At 41.9% G+C, this 16737-nt stretch carries 15 protein-coding genes; 8 read left to right on the forward strand and 7 right to left on the reverse strand.

From position 1 onward, the window contains the following. Window positions 1-126: 126 nt before the first annotated feature. Both NSU11_RS19065 and NSU11_RS19070 read right to left on the reverse strand, forming a co-directional pair. Entirely contained in the window at window positions 127-465 is a 339-nt protein-coding gene (locus NSU11_RS19065) for a DUF3969 family protein (protein WP_024423956.1), read from the reverse strand. Between the two features lie 3 nt (window positions 466-468). After that, window positions 469-912, reverse strand: a complete 444-nt coding sequence (locus NSU11_RS19070; RefSeq protein ID WP_024423957.1) for a hypothetical protein — start codon at window positions 910-912, stop codon at window positions 469-471. A gap of 380 nt (window positions 913-1292) precedes the next feature. Between NSU11_RS19070 and NSU11_RS19075 the strand changes: the two genes are divergently transcribed. Then, entirely contained in the window at window positions 1293-2969 is a 1677-nt protein-coding gene (locus tag NSU11_RS19075) for a hypothetical protein (protein WP_024423958.1), read from the forward strand. 15 nt (window positions 2970-2984) lie between these two features. Here the strand turns inward: NSU11_RS19075 and NSU11_RS19080 are convergent, their stop codons facing one another. Further along, window positions 2985-3884 carry a LysR family transcriptional regulator gene (locus NSU11_RS19080; RefSeq protein ID WP_122632005.1) on the reverse strand — a complete coding sequence of 300 codons (900 nt, stop codon included), beginning with the start codon at window positions 3882-3884 and terminating at the stop codon, window positions 2985-2987. Window positions 3885-4056: 172 nt separating this feature from the next. Between NSU11_RS19080 and NSU11_RS19085 the strand changes: the two genes are divergently transcribed. The 7 genes from NSU11_RS19085 to NSU11_RS19115 all read left to right on the forward strand — a co-directional run bounded on the left by NSU11_RS19085 (window position 4057) and on the right by NSU11_RS19115 (window position 13640). Further along, window positions 4057-5052, forward strand: coding sequence for a LacI family DNA-binding transcriptional regulator (locus NSU11_RS19085; RefSeq protein ID WP_024423959.1), 996 nt, complete (start codon window positions 4057-4059; stop codon window positions 5050-5052). 172 nt (window positions 5053-5224) lie between these two features. Beyond that, window positions 5225-6490 (forward strand): extracellular solute-binding protein, encoded by a 1266-nt coding sequence (locus NSU11_RS19090; protein WP_024423960.1) that lies wholly within the window; start codon window positions 5225-5227, stop codon window positions 6488-6490. Between the two features lie 167 nt (window positions 6491-6657). Then, window positions 6658-7875 carry a sugar ABC transporter permease gene (locus NSU11_RS19095; RefSeq protein ID WP_303623496.1) on the forward strand — a complete coding sequence of 406 codons (1218 nt, stop codon included), beginning with the start codon at window positions 6658-6660 and terminating at the stop codon, window positions 7873-7875. Between the two features lies 1 nt (window position 7876). Beyond that, window positions 7877-8719 carry a sugar ABC transporter permease gene (locus NSU11_RS19100; RefSeq protein ID WP_024423962.1) on the forward strand — a complete coding sequence of 281 codons (843 nt, stop codon included), beginning with the start codon at window positions 7877-7879 and terminating at the stop codon, window positions 8717-8719. An 11-nt stretch (window positions 8720-8730) separates the two neighbouring features. Next, window positions 8731-9939, forward strand: a complete 1209-nt coding sequence (locus NSU11_RS19105) for a glycosyl hydrolase 53 family protein (protein WP_024423963.1) — start codon at window positions 8731-8733, stop codon at window positions 9937-9939. A gap of 23 nt (window positions 9940-9962) precedes the next feature. Beyond that, complete coding sequence (locus tag NSU11_RS19110) at window positions 9963-12032, forward strand: beta-galactosidase (RefSeq protein WP_311164957.1); 2070 nt, start codon at window positions 9963-9965, stop codon at window positions 12030-12032. A gap of 279 nt (window positions 12033-12311) precedes the next feature. Further along, window positions 12312-13640: a citrate:proton symporter gene (locus NSU11_RS19115; protein WP_024427570.1), complete on the forward strand. Its 1329-nt coding sequence runs from the start codon at window positions 12312-12314 to the stop codon at window positions 13638-13640. A gap of 41 nt (window positions 13641-13681) precedes the next feature. Here the strand turns inward: NSU11_RS19115 and NSU11_RS19120 are convergent, their stop codons facing one another. From NSU11_RS19120 to NSU11_RS19135, 4 genes are all read right to left on the reverse strand, one after another. Further along, complete coding sequence (locus NSU11_RS19120; protein WP_024427571.1) at window positions 13682-14110, reverse strand: DUF4064 domain-containing protein; 429 nt, start codon at window positions 14108-14110, stop codon at window positions 13682-13684. Between the two features lie 24 nt (window positions 14111-14134). Continuing rightward, window positions 14135-15085 carry an ABC transporter permease gene (locus NSU11_RS19125; RefSeq protein WP_034624085.1) on the reverse strand — a complete coding sequence of 317 codons (951 nt, stop codon included), beginning with the start codon at window positions 15083-15085 and terminating at the stop codon, window positions 14135-14137. Continuing rightward, on the reverse strand, window positions 15082-16011 hold the full coding sequence (locus NSU11_RS19130) for an ABC transporter ATP-binding protein (RefSeq protein WP_025093740.1): 930 nt from the start codon (window positions 16009-16011) through the stop codon (window positions 15082-15084). The genes NSU11_RS19125 and NSU11_RS19130 overlap by 4 nt, the downstream gene beginning before the upstream one ends. Window positions 16012-16330: 319 nt before the next feature. Further along, the gene (locus NSU11_RS19135) at window positions 16331-16669 is read right to left on the reverse strand and encodes a zinc ribbon domain-containing protein YjdM (protein ID WP_024423969.1); all 339 of its coding nucleotides are present in this window, start codon (window positions 16667-16669) and stop codon (window positions 16331-16333) included. Window positions 16670-16737: the final 68 nt, after the last annotated feature.

Here is a 16737-nt window from a genome sequence, read left to right on the forward strand (position 1 = left end):
CATTTCCTCATGTTCCCATCTTATAAAAAAGAAGCCTGTTTGCACAGACTTCTTTTTTATGAATTCATCGTTTTGATCAATAAATCGAAAAAATTTACTCAAAATTTTATAATATACACTTTTAGCTCAACAATCTACCACATTATTTTCAACTTCATTTTCTGTATTTTTTTCCAGAAACCTTAAGCATTTTACCCTTATTTCTTCTAAACTATCACTTAATTCATGTGGTATTAAACTTTCTACATCTTCAAGTTCTGTTCCCAAATGAAGTATATTTATCAGCTCTTCATTTATCCCTTTCTTCTTTAAAACATCGATTGTTCGAGGACTGAACATGAGCTTTTCCGCTTCTTCTATAGTAATTAAACCTTCTTTTAACGATATGATTATACCAATGATATTTATAACAATAATCCTATCTAAATCTTCATGTGAAGAATATCTTAGTTCTATTTTATTCATAAATCATTTCACACTCCAACCTTTTTTAACTTTCACATCATACACCAAACCAGATTTACTTTGAAAATAATGTACAGAAACCTTTTTTCCGTCTTTATAGCCATCTTTATATACTTTTTTCCAAGTCCCTCCTTCAATCTGTTTTAACTCAGATAACAACTTCTTATTATTTACTGTAACTTTTTTAGTCCCATTTTGAACAGCTTTAAAACCAGCAGGATATTTAGGGGCATATTTTATTGATTTATACAAATGTTTACTTGCTTTAACCCCGTTTACAAAAATAGTCCGAATGACAAGACCCCATACAGCATCGGCTTCTTTATAACCAATTTGGACTCTTTTGTCTCTTGAAGAAGCCTCTCGATTAATATTGAATGTTACAGACGGTGAAAATAACGATACAATTAAAGTAAAAATAATGAGAAAAGGGATACGTCTTTTCAATTTAAATTACCTCCTGATATTAACTATATAAAACACAATATAACATACTAGGAATATTATAACTATTTCATTCTGTAGAAAATTAAAACGAATCTTTATACTGTTTAAAAGATATCTCTGTCTTTTAACATCTTATTTATTACAATATAAATTCATAAAGTAATGAATAAAAAAGAATATACCCCTCGGAACGTCCACAAAATATTCACTAAAATCTAATCATCTAGCGCAAGGACAATATCATTTAACCTACCGAAATATTAAAAGACCCTTTTCAACTCATTTTTTCTTAAAATTGAATTGGTATGATTCTTCTGAATCTTTTCCCCGCCTCACTCGTATATACTAAAAGAGTGATTGATTTGAAAGGAGATCTGTTTGTGGGATATATTTTGTTATTTTCGGTTGTGATCGGTCTTGTCTTGACCCTTTTGCTCACACCGCTCAGGTTGATCGTTAGAAAGAAAGGAACAGAACAGCAGGTGCCCCTCATGTGGATTGCAGGCCTTGCTTTGCTGTTCATGATCGGTATTTTTGTTTTCTATTACATTACCAATTTAGACCGTAACCCTTCATCTCTATGGCTGATTGGACTTGTTGTGACAGCAGCAGGCGCCTTTTTGTCAGTGGGATTGGAGCGTAAAATCAAAGGCGTGCTGTTTCTTATTCTATTGCTGCTCGGTGTTTACATGGCGACAGCTTTTCTATTCAATGCGAATGAGAAATTCGATGTCTCCAAAATGGAGCAAAAAGTAGAAATCAAAGCATTTGATGAAAAAGAAACACCTGCGAGTGTGCCGCCTCAATTTGCTCGGAACAAAATGAAGAAATCGTTCGGACAGGTGCCAAACACAAGCTACTATGAGCTTGGCAGCTTGCAAATTCAGAAGGTCAACGGTGAGTATGTATACATCGCTCCAGTGGAGTTCTCGGACTTCTTTAAATGGATTCGTGCAGGCAGCACGCCGGGTTATTTTACATTAAGTGCGACCGACTCCTCTGCTAATCCAAAGTTCGTGAAAACAGAGATGGTCTATACGCCTTCTTCCTATTTCAACAAAGAAATTGAGCGGCATATCCGTCTCCAGTACCCAGATTTAATTTTCTACGGCGGTACACAGCTGGAAATCAATGATGACGGCAAGCCTTATTACATTCAAACGTATGGCGATTTCATCTCTGCCCGAAACGGCTTTAAAGCTTCCGGTGTGGTCGTTGTTGATGCCAAAACAGGTGCGACGAAGAAATATGCTCTAGATCAAGTACCTGCCTTTATCGACGGTGCTGTTTCACCAGAGGCGGTCAGTCTGCAAAACAGCTATTTCGGAAACTATATTCACGGGTTCTGGAACAGTATGTTTGGAAAGTCAGATGTCAAGCTGCCTTCCGATGAAGGAACGGAAGCCAATGTGAGCCCTGTATTTGATTCAAAAGGAGATATGTATTACTTCACAGATTTCACAAGTCCGAAAGAGGGCGTTGATTCCATGCTAGGATATGCCCTGACCAATGCCCGGACAGGAAAAGCGACTTATTATACTGGAAATCTTGAAGAATCCTACATGGATTCTCAGGGCGCTCTGCAAATTATTGAGAAACGATTCATCGAGAAGAAATGGAAAGGCCGCATGCCAATTCTCTATAATTTCTATGGGGAAGCCAGCTGGCTCACACCGGTTCTCGATTCAAATGGATTCCTGCAAAACTACTTTATCGTTTCTGCAGCCAATCCAGAAATCGCCGCGTACGCTTCTACACCAAACGAAGCACTGAGAGCCTATAAGACAGCTCTTCAAAAAGGCGGCGGTACCGTTAACAGTTCCTCTAAGCAGGAAAAGAAAGAAGCAGCAGGGAAGGTCAAACGTGTCTACAAAGAAAAGACCGGTGATTATACAACCGTCACCTTCCTGCTAGACGATGGAAAAAGCTACACTATGTCATCTGAAAAAGAACCTCTCGTCATTTATTTAAAAGAAGGCGATCAGGTCACGATGAAATATACAGATACAGGTGAGATTTTCCTTCCAGTCGATGAAATCAAAATTAAAGGGTTATAAAAAAAGACGTTTCTCCTACTGAGGAGAAGCGTCCTTTTTCTCTTTCCTTAACAATTCAACGAGCAATTCCTTATTTTTATTTCCCCCGGTCATCGGTGACTCGACATAGGAGAACTTTCGTTTGAAATCCATGCCTCTCACAGAAATAACAGCCAATTCACCGCCAATGCTGCCTCGCTGGAGGACATATTTAGATAAAACAGAAAGACCCATTCCATGGATCACAGCTTCTTTAATCGCTTGATTGCTGCTAAAGGTCACAAAGGTTCGCGCTTTCAGTCCATTTGATTTCAGGACATGCTGTAAATATTCTCCTGTCCCTGATCCCTCTTCTCTCGTGACCCATGTTTCGTTTTGTAATTGATCAATAGTGACATCTTTTCTCTTGGCAAAAGGATGATCTAATGGCGCCACAATATAAAGCTCGTCCTCTAGAAAAGTTTCTACAGAAAGCTCTTTGTCATTGGTCTGTCCCTCGATCAAACCGATGTCGACATGGAATAAACGGACATGTCTGGCGATCGCCTCTGTATTATCAATGACCACCTCAATATCAACATGCGGATAGAGCTGATGAAACTCCGCCAATATTTGCGGCAGCACATACTCACCAATTGTGAAGCTCGCTCCGATGGTCAGCTTTCCTCTTGCCAGGTGGTGATGCTCATAAATGTCCTGCTTCGCCTGTTCATAGAGACGAATGATTTGTTTTGATCGATGGTACAGCATATCTCCTGTTGGTGTAACGGTTAATTGCTTTGGCGAACGATTCAGCAGAACGGTCTGGAATTCCTGCTCCAAGTTCTTAATATGAAGACTGACACTTGGCTGAGAAATCCGCAGCTTTTGGGCTGCTTTTGTAAAATTCTTCTCCTCCACCACTGTCACAAATGTCTTCAGTGCATCGTAATACATCGGTCCCTCTCCTATCAGAAATCTTAATCCAACACCTTACCTATATATATCTTACTAATTCCTTTCCAGCACGTAAAGAACCGCCTAAACGAAAACAATTTAATAAAAATATTTACTAATTTTTTTAAAGACTCTATACTAAGAGGAGATATTTTCTATAGGAGGTGCTGATTTGGCAGCTAAAATAAAGGACATTGCAGAAAAAGCAGGCTTATCCATTGCAACGGTATCTCGCGTACTGAACCAAGATCCCAACCTATCTGTCACCGATCAAACACGCGAAAAAGTATATGCCGCCGCAGAAGCTTTGTCCTACCAAAAGAAGACATTCAAACATTCATTAAAAAAAATCGCCTTTCTCTATTGGATGACCGAAAAGGAAGAGCTTGAAGATATTTATTTTAAATCCATTCGACTCGGCATTGAGGAACTCACCAATACTCGGAGCTTAAATGTCACCGCTTACAATCCGTCTGATGGGCTACATTCCATTGATTCTGCTACAGAAGGAATCATTGCCATCGGCCGCTTTAAAACGTCAGAGCTTGACCAATTATATGCGATCACTCCGCATATTGTCTTTATTGATACGACGCCAGATGAAGACCGTTTTGATTCTGTAAAGCCGAACCTGAAACGAATTGTTGAAAAGATCATCGATTCTTTTATCGAAAAAGAGCACACATCTATTGGATTCATTGGCGGCACAGACCTTGATCTGAATACGAATGTGCACATTCCAGATATTCGTGAAACGACTTTCCGTGAATACATGCTGGCCCGCCATATGCTTGATGAGCGATTGGTCTATATCGGCCACCATTTCTCAGTAGATGAAGGATATTCGCTGATGATGAAGGCGATCGACGAGCTTGGTGATGATCTGCCCACCGCTTTTTGTGTCGCTAGTGACCCTCTTGCCATCGGCTGCTTACAAGCATTAAATGAGCGAGGATTTTCTCTGCCGAACCGCGTCAGCGTCTTTAGTATCAACGATATTCATGTGTCTCAATATGTATCGCCGCCGCTCACCACGTATCACATCCATACGTCATTACTTTGTGAGACAGCGATCGATTTACTTTTAGAAAGACTTGTGGACGGCAGAACATTGCCTAAGACTGTTCTGATTGCCTCAGAACCTGTTTTTCGGAAAAGTACCATATAATCAACTGGAAGTCCCTCCTAATGTGGAGGGCTTCTTTTCTCTCTACATGAGTAAAAAATTTTACTTAATAAATTTAATAAAATATGTTTACTTTTTTTACTTAAGTTGATATTCTCACATTAAGAAAGCGTTTTCTTATCATCTGTGAAAAAAGAACGAGAGGGGATTACCAATGAAAAAGGGAAAATGGGCGACATTATCAGCAGTCGTTGGTACTGCTGTGCTTCTGCTTTCAGCATGCGGGCCAGGAGATGACAATTCAAGCGGGACACAGCCAGCATCTACAGGTACAAAGACCTTGCTAGTATGGGAGGATGTCAAAAAGTCTGATGGGATTCAAGACGCTGTAAAAGAATTTGAAAAACAAAACGATGTGAAAATCAAAGTGGTCGAAAAAGCGTATGCCGACCAAATCGAAGCTCTCCGCCTTGATGGAGCAGCCGGGACAGGCCCAGACGTCATCACGATGCCTCACGATCAAATTGGATCAGCCGTCACTGAGGGGCTGTTACAGGAAATCAAGCCTGATCAAAAAGTGATCGATTCCTTTACAGACGAATCCATTCAATCACAAACGATAGACGGCAAGCTGTATGGCCTTCCTAAATCCGTTGAAACGACAGTGCTTTTCTATAACAAAGACCTTGTCAAAAAGGCACCAACTACACTTGATGGCTGGTATGACCTTTCGAAAAAGCTGACAAAAGACGGAAAATACGGTTTTGTTGCGAAATGGGATGAAATTTACTATGCCCAAAGTGTGTTAGGCGGATCAGGGGGCTATATTTTCAAACAGAAAAGCGATGGCTCTTATGATGTGAATGATATTGGCCTGAACAACGATGGCGCGGTTGAAGGCGGAAAATACATTCAAACATTCTTTAGCGAAGGACTTTTCCCGAAAGGCATCATTGGTGAACAAGGAATCAATGTCCTCAACTCCTTATTCACAGAGAAAAAGGCCGCAGCTGTCATTTCTGGTCCATGGTCATTTGGTCCATATAAAGAAGCTGGTATTGACTATGGCGTAACAGAGCTGCCAACACTCCCTAATGGAAAGCATATGAGCTCATTCTTAGGTGTAAAGAGCTACAACGTCTCCTCTTATTCTAAAAATAAAGACCTTGCTGAGAAATTTGTTGAATTTATCACGAATGAAAAAAATTCGAAGAAGCGATTCGAAGTAACAGAGGAAATTCCACCAGTGAAAAAGCTGATGAAGGATCCAATCATCACAGGAAACGCCAATGCAGATGCTGTTTCAAAACAAACGAAATATGCCACACTGACACCAAATACCCCTGAAATGGCAGAGGTGTGGAAGCCGATTGACAGCGCGTTAGGTCTCATTGCAACAGGCCGGACAGATGTGAAAAAGGCATTTGATGATGCGGTCAATCAAATCGACTCTCAAATTAAAGCAAATCACTCTAAATAATCATCAAACACGGGTAGCCTTTAAGTCTATCAAGCTGCCCGTATTTGATCTAATTTCATATGAAGTAGGTGTTAGACGTGACGGGTAACCTTGAACTAGACCGCACACACATAGTGGAATCAAAGACACACCGGAGACGGGCGCTAATGTTCTCCTTAATACCCGGGATGGGGCAGATGTACAACAAACAGTACGGCAAAGGGGCACTTTTTTTCCTGTTCGGCGTCTCTTTTTTCATCGTATTTTATGATTTATTCAATATTGGCTTTTGGGGGCTGTTCACACTTGGTACGATGCTGCCTCGTGACAACTCTGTTTTTCTTTTAGCAAAAGGGATTATTGCGCTGTTAACAGCTTGTTTTGGTATCGGCTTTTACGTACTCATGATGCGTGATGCTTTTATGAACGGAAAGAAACGTGATCAAGGGATTCCGCTTCATTCTATCCGATCTCAATATCATCAGCTGATCGACCAAGGCTTTCCTTACTTAATGAGCACTCCTGCTTTCTTTTTACTTCTATTCTCTGTTGTCTTTCCTATTATGTTCAGCTTTGCGCTTGCCTTTACGAACTACGATTTATACCACTCGCCTCCTGCCAATCTGATCGATTGGGTAGGGATCAAGAACTTTCAAAATATCTTTTCAATTGATATTTGGAGAGACACTTTCATTGATGTACTTGGCTGGACCGTCGTATGGACGCTGGCTGCTTCGACCCTTCAATGTGCTGTCGGCATCTTTCTAGCGGTTCTGCTCAATCAGAAGGATTTAAAAGGAAAACGTTTTTTTAGAACCATTTTGATTCTCCCTTGGGCTGTTCCGGGTTTTGTGACCATTTTGGTGTTTGCCGGACTGTTCAACGATACATTTGGAGCCATTAACAACACACTTTTTGCATCGATTGGAATTGATCCAAAACCATGGCTGACAGATCCATTTTGGAGCAAAATTGCCCTCATTGCGATGCAGACTTGGCTTGGATTTCCTTTTGTTTTCATTATGACAACCGGTGTTTTGCAAGCAATTCCAGAGGATCTATACGAAGCTGCGACCATTGATGGGGCAAACTTCTTTCAGAAATTCCGGTCCATCACGCTACCGCTTGTCCTTTATTCCATTGCGCCTATATTAATCACGCAATATACGTTTAACTTTAACAACTTTAATATCATCTACTTATTTAATGGCGGAGGACCGCCTGTCGCTGGCTCAACTGCTGGGGGAACGGACATCTTGGTTTCTTGGATTTACAAACTCACGATGCAGTCTTCTCAATATGCACTCGCTGCAGCTGTCACGATCTTACTTTCAATCTTTGTCATCGCCATTGCACTCTGGCAGTTTAAGAGAACGAATTCATTCAAAGAGGAGGACATGATGTGATATGGGATCAAAACAAAACAAGCTCATTCGCCTGAGCATCACTTATTTTATCCTTTTCATTGCCTCCATTTGTATTCTATATCCACTGCTTTGGACGATCGGTGCTTCCTTTAACCCTGGGAACAGCCTCATGAGTACAAGCATGTTTCCGAAGAATCCAACGTTCAGCCACTTCACCGAGCTGTTCTTCGGTCAGGGGGCACTTTATGCAAAATGGTATTGGAACTCAATGAAGATCAGTATTGCCACAATGGTTTTAACGCTCGTTCTTGTCAGTTTTACAGGCTATGCCTTTTCCAGATTCCGCTTCAAAGGACGGAAAAATGGGCTGATGCTCTTTTTGCTGCTGCAAATGATCCCTCAATTTTCAGCGCTGATAGCGATTTTTGTTCTTGCTCAAATGCTTGGACTCATTAACAGCCACCTTGCCCTGATTTTGATTTATGCAGGTGGACAAATTCCGATGAATACGTATTTAATGAAAGGCTATCTTGATGCGATTCCAAAGGATCTCGATGAATCAGCCAGAATGGACGGCGCAGGGCATTTCCGGATTTTCATCCAAATTATTATGCCGCTCGCTAAGCCCATCTTAGCTGTTGTCGCAATCAACTCATTTACAGGTCCGCTGGGTGATTTCATCATTTCCAGTGTCATTGTCCGCTCACCCGAAATGTATACGCTCCCAATCGGTCTGTACAATCTTGTGTCAGACAAAATGGGTGCAAGCTACACGACCTTTGCAGCCGGGGCTTTACTCATTGCGATTCCAGTCGCTTTATTGTTCCTTGTTTTACAAAAACAATTTGTGTCCGGTCTCACACAAGGCGGGACAAAAGGATAAGGGGAGATTTGATGAAGAAATGGTTGCTTGTCACTGTTGTCGTTTTCTTTCTGATGGGATTAGGTATTCTGCCTGAAGCAAGGGCCGATACGATTTCTGTGAAACCGATCAATGGACTGCAAGGTGATTTCATCAAGGGAGCCGATATCTCGATGCTTGCAGAAGTGGAGAAAAGCGGCGGCAAATACTACAACCAGAACGGACAGCAGGTTGATCCGCTCAAGCTATTAAAGGATAAAGGTGTCAACTATGTGCGTATCAGACTGTGGAACCATCCATATGACAATCAAGGCCGTGCCTATAACGGCGGCACAAATGATCTCAATACAGCCATCGCTTTATCGAAACGTGCAAAAGCACAAAACATGAAAGTGCTGCTTGATTTTCACTACAGTGATTTCTGGACTGACCCCGGTAAACAATTCAAACCGAAAGCGTGGGCATCCCTCTCACAAAGCGATTTAGAAAAAGCGGTCGGCACTTACACAGGTGATGTGCTCAAAGCGATGAAAGCGCAAAATGCCTTGCCGAATATGGTTCAGGTCGGGAATGAGTTGAACTCAGGTATGCTGTGGCCAAACGGAAAAAGCTGGGGTGAAGGCGGTGGTGAATTTGACCGGCTCGCTGCTCTGCTAAAAGCTGGTACAAATGCCGTCCGCTCTGTCGATTCAAACATCAAAATCATGCTTCATCTTGCACATGGCGGAGACAATGGTGCATCCCGCTGGTGGTTTGATGAAATCACAAAACGAGGCGTCTCCTTCGATACGATCGGTTTATCTTATTACCCGTATTGGGACGGCGGCTTTAGCGGTCTTACGTCCAATATGAATGATATTAGTGCCCGCTATAACAAAGATGTCATCGTGGTAGAAACTGCTTACGGCTTTACGACAGCAAACGGTGACAACCTAGATAACTCATTTAACCAAGACTCTGTCAATACTGCCGGCTATCCAGCCTCACCTCAAGGTCAGGCATCTTTTATACGAGATCTATCCGAAAAAATTTCACAAGTAAAAAACAACCGCGGGAAGGGGTTCTTTTATTGGGAGCCGCTTTGGATTCCAGCAAAAGGCGCTCCGTGGTCTAGTCAATACGGGCTCGCTTATATCCAAACAACCGGGACTATCGGAAATGCGTGGGAAAATCAAGCGATGTTTGATTTCAACGGAAAAGCACTGCCTTCTCTTGATGTATTTAAACAAATGACACCGTAACTAAAAGGATAGGACGTGACAAAATGGGAAAGCGTTACCCACTCGTTCACCCAAATGTGAAAGGTTTTTTGCATGGTGGCGATTACAATCCAGATCAATGGCTCCATATGCCAGAGATCATAGACGAAGATTTTCGATTAATGAAGCTTGCACACTGTCAAACATTCTCCATCAACATTTTCGCATGGAGTAAGCTAGAGCCAGCAGAGGGTCAGTATGACTTTGCATGGCTGGATGACATCATGGACCGCTTGGCAGCACAGGGGGCACACGCCATTCTCGCAACGCCAAGCGGAGCAAGACCTGCTTGGCTGTCACAAACATATCCAGAAGTATTGCGCGTCGAAGCGAATCGTCAGCGTAACTTACATGGACTGCGCCATAATCATTGCTTCACCTCTCCGGTTTATCGAGAAAAAACGAATACACTCAACCGGCTGCTTGCGGAACGCTACAAGGATCATCCAGCACTGATCATGTGGCACATTTCGAATGAGTACGGCGGCGAGTGTCATTGCGACCTGTGCCAAGAAGCATTTCGAGACTATTTGAAGGACAAATACAACCACGATCTTGAGGCTTTGAATCAAGCATGGTGGACGGGATTTTGGAGCCACACGTATAGTGATTGGTCACAAATCGAGTCACCCGCACCACACGGGGAGCACATGATTCACGGCATGAACCTGGATTGGAAGCGCTTTGTCACAGCACAAACGATCAATTTTTATCAAAATGAAATTAAGCCGCTGCGGGAATTGACGCCTCATATCCCAGTAACCACGAACTTTATGGGCGACTATCCGCATATGCGTCCATTTCTTGGGCTGGATTATCATCAGTTTGCAAAAGAGGTCGATGTGATCTCATGGGATAGCTATCCTGCTTGGCACAGCGGCAGAGAAACAACGGCCGAATTAGCATCGAACGTTGCCTTTGTACATGATTTGTATCGTTCCTTAAAGGACGGACAGCCGTTTCTCGTCATGGAGAGTACGCCGAGCCTTGTAAACTGGCATGAAGTGAACAAGGTCAAACATAAAGGCATGGCACACCTTTCTGCCATGCAGGCAATTGCCCACGGATCAGACTCCGTGCTTTATTTCCAGTGGCGGCAAGGCCGAGGCGCCTCTGAGAAATTCCACGGTGCCGTTGTCGATCATTCTGGTCATGAACATACGCGCGTGTTTCAAGAGGTAGCTGATCTAGGGAAACAACTGGAGCAGCTGCACCCAATTGCGGGCACATCCGTTCAGCCAGAGGTCGCCATCATTTATGATTGGGAAAATCACTGGGCCATTGATGATGCGCAAGGCTTAAATAATACAAACAAACACTATGTAGAGGCTTGTCAAACTCACTATCGAAGCTTTTGGAAAAAAGGTATCTCTGTTGACATAGTCGGGATGGAAAAGGATTTCTCATCCTATCGTGTGCTCATCGGGCCAATGCTCTACATGATCAAACCAGGCGTTGCAGAAAAAATTGAAGCCTTTGTCAAAGCGGGCGGCATTTTTATCGCGACTTACTGGAGCGGCATAGTCGACGAAAATGATCTCTGTTTCCTCGGCGGTTTTCCTGGCCCTCTCCGCCATGTACTTGGCATTTGGGCAGAGGAAATCAACACATTGATGCCTGATGAACATGTGTTAATGACCACAGGGAATGGACGCACCTATCATGTCGGACAATATTGCGAATCTATACATCCTGAAACGGCCTCTGTGTTAGGGCATTTTGAAAATGGCTGCTACGAAGGACAGCCAGCCCTGACTGTCCGTTCATTAGAAAAAGGGAAAGCATACTATATGGCCTCAGAAAATGAGCAGTCTTTTTATGATGAGTTTTACGAAGACCTTATCGCAGGTATTGGCATACAGCCCGTCCTATCCACTGCAATTCCAGAAGGAGTCAGTGTACAAAAACGAACAGACGGGTCGCAGGACTATGTGTTTTTGATGAATTTTACAGAAGAGCAGCAGAACATGTCACTAGATTCAGAGGCAAACTATGAGAATATGCTGACTGGACAGCAAGTGCCTGAGCAGCTTCAACTTAATCCTTACGAGTATTTCATCTTGAAAAATCGTTGAAAGAAGCGTCCATTTAATGGGCGCTTTTTAATTTAATAAGTCTAAATACCCATATTAATTACTGTGAACTTTAATCGTTATTTTTATCTAAATTTTTTTACAATATTTGATGCCGCGCCACTACTGGTCCCTCCATCCTTTTTTACCATTGTATAGGTATGAAAGCGGTTGCTTAATACTCATAAATTTGATACCCTTTTTTTTCAATGCACCTGTGGGAATGCATTGGATGAAAAGTATAGACAAATGTAAACGTTTTATTTGTAGGGGGAGGGGCTTATGTTAACGTTTGTTGGATTGATGATTATTTTAACGATTGTTGTGCTGCTGATTTGGGGGAAAGCAAGTCCAATTGTCGCCATGGTCATGGTGCCTTTAATAGGGGCGCTCATTGCGGGATTTGGGATCAATGACATTCAAACCTTCTTTGAGGAAGGGATTATCAAAGTATTGCCGGTGGCGACCATGTTTATCTTCGCCATTTTATTTTTTGGTATTTTGCAAGATACAGGGTTCTTTGAACCTGTAATTAAGACTTTGATCAAGCTGACAAAAGGAAATGTTGTCACAGTTGCAATGGGAACTGCTTTGATTGGGGTTATCGCACACTTAGACGGAGCAGGGGCTACGACCTTTTTATTAACTGTACCTGCACTGCTTCCGCTTTATAAAAAATTACATATGAGTCCTTATTTACTGCTGTTATTAATCGGGACGAGTGCTGGATTAACCAATATGATTCCATGGGCTGGACCGACTGGACGGGCAGCAAGTGTACTGAATATGGACCCCTCTGAACTCTGGGTGCCGCTCATTCCAATTCAGCTCATTGGCGTTGTACTCGTGTTAGGAATGGCATTCATTTTAGGAAAGAGGGAAGAAAAGCGAATTCGGGTGAAAATTGCTGCAAATGAAATAGCCGCGGTTCAACTAGAAGGTGCAGATTGGGATCGTGCCATTCAGTCTATTAGTGAAACGGGAGACGCCTCTTTAAAGCGTTACCATCTCATTTGGGTGAACCTTGTTCTGTTTTTGTGTGTTGTGGTGCTTCTCGTGTTGAACGTGATGCCTGCTAGTTTTATGTTTATGATTGGCCTGTCTCTCGCACTATTAATTAACTTCCCGAATGTGAATCTGCAAATGGAAAGGATCAAGGCACACGCACCTAGTGCGCTGATGATGGCAGCTGTGATTTTTTCCGCAGGGTCATTTTTAGGAATTCTTGAAGGCACAGGGATGCTGAAAGCCATTGCTGTTGACAGTATTCACATTTTACCAGCCTTCTTGCTGCCATTTTTACATATCATTGTTGGGATGCTTGGAGTGCCGCTTGATATGCTGACAAGTACAGACGCCTATTATTACGCTCTTCTGCCAATTGTTGAATCCATTACATCTGAAGTTGGCGTACCAGGCACTTCTGCGGCATATGCGATGATGATTGGGAACATCATCGGAACCTTTGTCAGCCCGCTTGCTCCCGCTGTTTGGCTCGCTGTAGGTCTTGCAGGGGTTGATATGGGGAAACACATCCGCTACTCCTTCTTTTGGATGTGGGGATTCAGTATTATCCTTCTGTTCGTGGCGATGCTGATTGGCATCATTTAAAAAGAAAGACATGCGCGGATATGCGCATGTCTTTTCTTTCATTATGAAGGATATTCACTTGTGTGAATGTCTGAATTCGGCTTTCTAATAAGAGACATTAATCCAATGATAAACAATAGAACCATTGGAGCGAATGCAAGGCCAACTGTTCCAATTAAAAGAGTCACAGCAGAAACCAAGAAAAGAATACCTGAAAGCACGGCACGACGGTCGGTTTTCAAGAAAATCACACCTACAATCGACAGCACAGCCGCAATGGCGGAAACGACCATGAACTGAGTACCAAACGCATGAACCGAAGCCTGAAGCGTTTCAATCGGCAATGTTTCCCCTTCCTCTTTTAACACTTCATTGATTTCATCATAAAATGATGGACCCACAGAAAGGATTAATGCCCCAAACCCGACACCAATGGCATTGAGGACAATACTAATAATCCCCATAATTTTTTCACCTTTACGTTTAATCATGTGTAAACCTCCTAAAAAATTAAATTAACCTGTTTTTACTTCTCGTTTTTGGAAAACGATTAAGGCAATAGCTAAGAAAATAGCCCAATAGATGACTAGGACGGTTAGTGAGAATCCTAGAGACATACCATCGATAATAGTAACCTGTTCCATAAAGTATTGAGATGGATCGTTTGCAAATAACAGATATTTTGACCAATCAAAGAAGAGCATTAAAATACCTGTGACTGATCCACCCACAATATACGCTAAAACACTAATGGCAATGGAGATAGCTTCACTTCTAAATACTGTAGAAATGGCGAACGAAAGGGTTCCCAAAACGACAAACATTGCACAATGAGCAAGATAATAATAGACCATATTTGCAAACTGCGAACGTTCAATCACTTCACCATTTTGATACACCAAATTCACATAATCAGTGTTAAGTCCAAAGAAAATAGCACCCAATATGAATGACAAGATAAATAGCACCACAACAAGTAAAAGAGCATACAGCTGCACCGTAATATATTTAGATATTAGGATCTTTAGCCTTGATGGTGGACGAATCAATAATAATTTAATTGTACCATGCTTGTATTCAGCCGATACAATGGTGGAAGCAATAATGATCACAAACACACCGACTAGCTGAAGTAAATTGGCGTTTGTTTTCACATAGTCCCATACACTGTCTCTAAACTGATCAGCTGGCGGCAAGTTATGCTTGATTCGATAATCATTAATAGTGATCTCTTTTTCAAGCTCTCTTTTAAAGAAACCATTCTCTGTCTCTTTGAGCTCCTTCTTGTTTTCCTTATTCATCATTTCTAGCTGGGTTTTCCAATCACCTGAAGCTTGATCTTTGTCATTTGTTTTCACTACAAAGATCAACGTGGCAACCATACCTAAAACAAGAAGCCCAACCATAATCCAAGTACCAACACGAAAACTGATCTTCATCCACTCGTTTTGAATGAGGCGAATCATACGTCTGCCTCCTTTTTACCTGTTAAGCTTAAGAACTTATCTTCTAAGGTTTGTTTTTCAATTTTGATCTCGTACAAATGAATAGACGCGCTGCTCAAATGACGGATTAATTCTGGCATTTTTTGTTCTGGCATAGAGAAAAATAAGTACTGCTCCTCTTCTCTTACAGTGACGCCTTCCTCAAATGCATCAATGAGCTTCTGTGCTTCTTCAAGCTCCCCGGCTGCTACCTTCATTCGATAATTAACCAAATCATCCTGCTTCGTCTCAGCACGCTGATCCTCAATCGCAATCAGCTTTCCGGTTTGGATAATTGCAAAGCGATCACACATCAATTCCATCTCTGACATGAGGTGACTTGAAACAATTACAGCCAGCCCTTCTTCCTTCGCAAGCCTTCTCAAGTAATCTCGTATCATTCGAATCCCCTCAGGATCAAGTCCATTGGTCGGCTCATCTAAGATTAGCAGTTTTGGTCTATGTATGAGTGCCTGCGCAATGCCCAATCGCTGTTTCATTCCTAATGAAAATGTACGCACACGTTTATGCTTCACATGCTGCAAGCTGACTAGCTCTAACAGCTCATCAATTCGCGCTTCATCCACTTTCCCATTCATTCTGGCAAAGTGAACAAGATTTTGTCTTGCCGTTAAATGATTATACATTTCTGGATTTTCAATAATCGCACCGACATGTTGGATGGCATGCTGATAGGATGTTTGAATACTATGGCCATTAATCAGAATGTCACCAGATGTAATGGGAGAAAGACCGACCATCATACGAATGGTTGTTGTTTTCCCTGCACCATTAGGTCCTAAGAAGCCAAAGACTTCGCCCGCTTGGACAGAAAAGCTCAAGTCTTGAACAATCTTTTTCCCGCTAATATGTCTAGATACATTATGCAGTTCTAAAACGTTCGTCACGTTACCTCTCCTTCTTTGTCTAAGTATCATCTATCATTCTATTTCCTGATAAACACCATGATCCGTCAAAAATAGAAGAACACTTCCATATGGTACAGCAATGCCCAAAAGTTGTGAAGGGGATTAGCCAAAATTTAGCGAATCATCTGCCTTTTTTAAGGTAGGGTTAAGAAAACTGCGGATTTTTATGTGAAAAGAGGCTTGATTTTTTAAAAAATGAACCTTTTTCAACAGGTATATATGTATGGAATTTTGTTTGAGATTATTCCTTTCACCTATAAATAAAGAAAAGAGGCCTCTTACAGCCTCTTTTCATACATTATATCTTCTTCACAAACTCTGATTTTAATTTCATTGCGCCGAAGCTAGGAATTTTACAATCAATGTTATGATCGCCTTCAACTAAACGAATGCCTTTGACCTTCGTTCCTATTTTCAAAACGGATGAAGAACCTTTTACTTTTAGGTCTTTAATGACAGAGACCGTGTCCCCATCACTTAACAGATTCCCATTCGCATCTTTGACCACAAGCTGTTCCTCTGCCGCTTGTTCTTGTTCAAGTGACCATTCATGCGCACACTCAGGACAAACCAGCAGACTGCCGTCCTCGTAAGTATAAGGTGAGCTGCACGAAGGACAATTCGGTAGATTAGACATTTTTGTTTCCTCCAACTTTCTACATCATTTATAACAATTTTACCACATTTCGATAGAAAGGAATGTGA

The organism is Bacillus sp. FSL R5-0712, assembly GCF_038593285.1.
Classification (GTDB): domain Bacteria; phylum Bacillota; class Bacilli; order Bacillales; family Bacillaceae; genus Bacillus; species Bacillus safensis.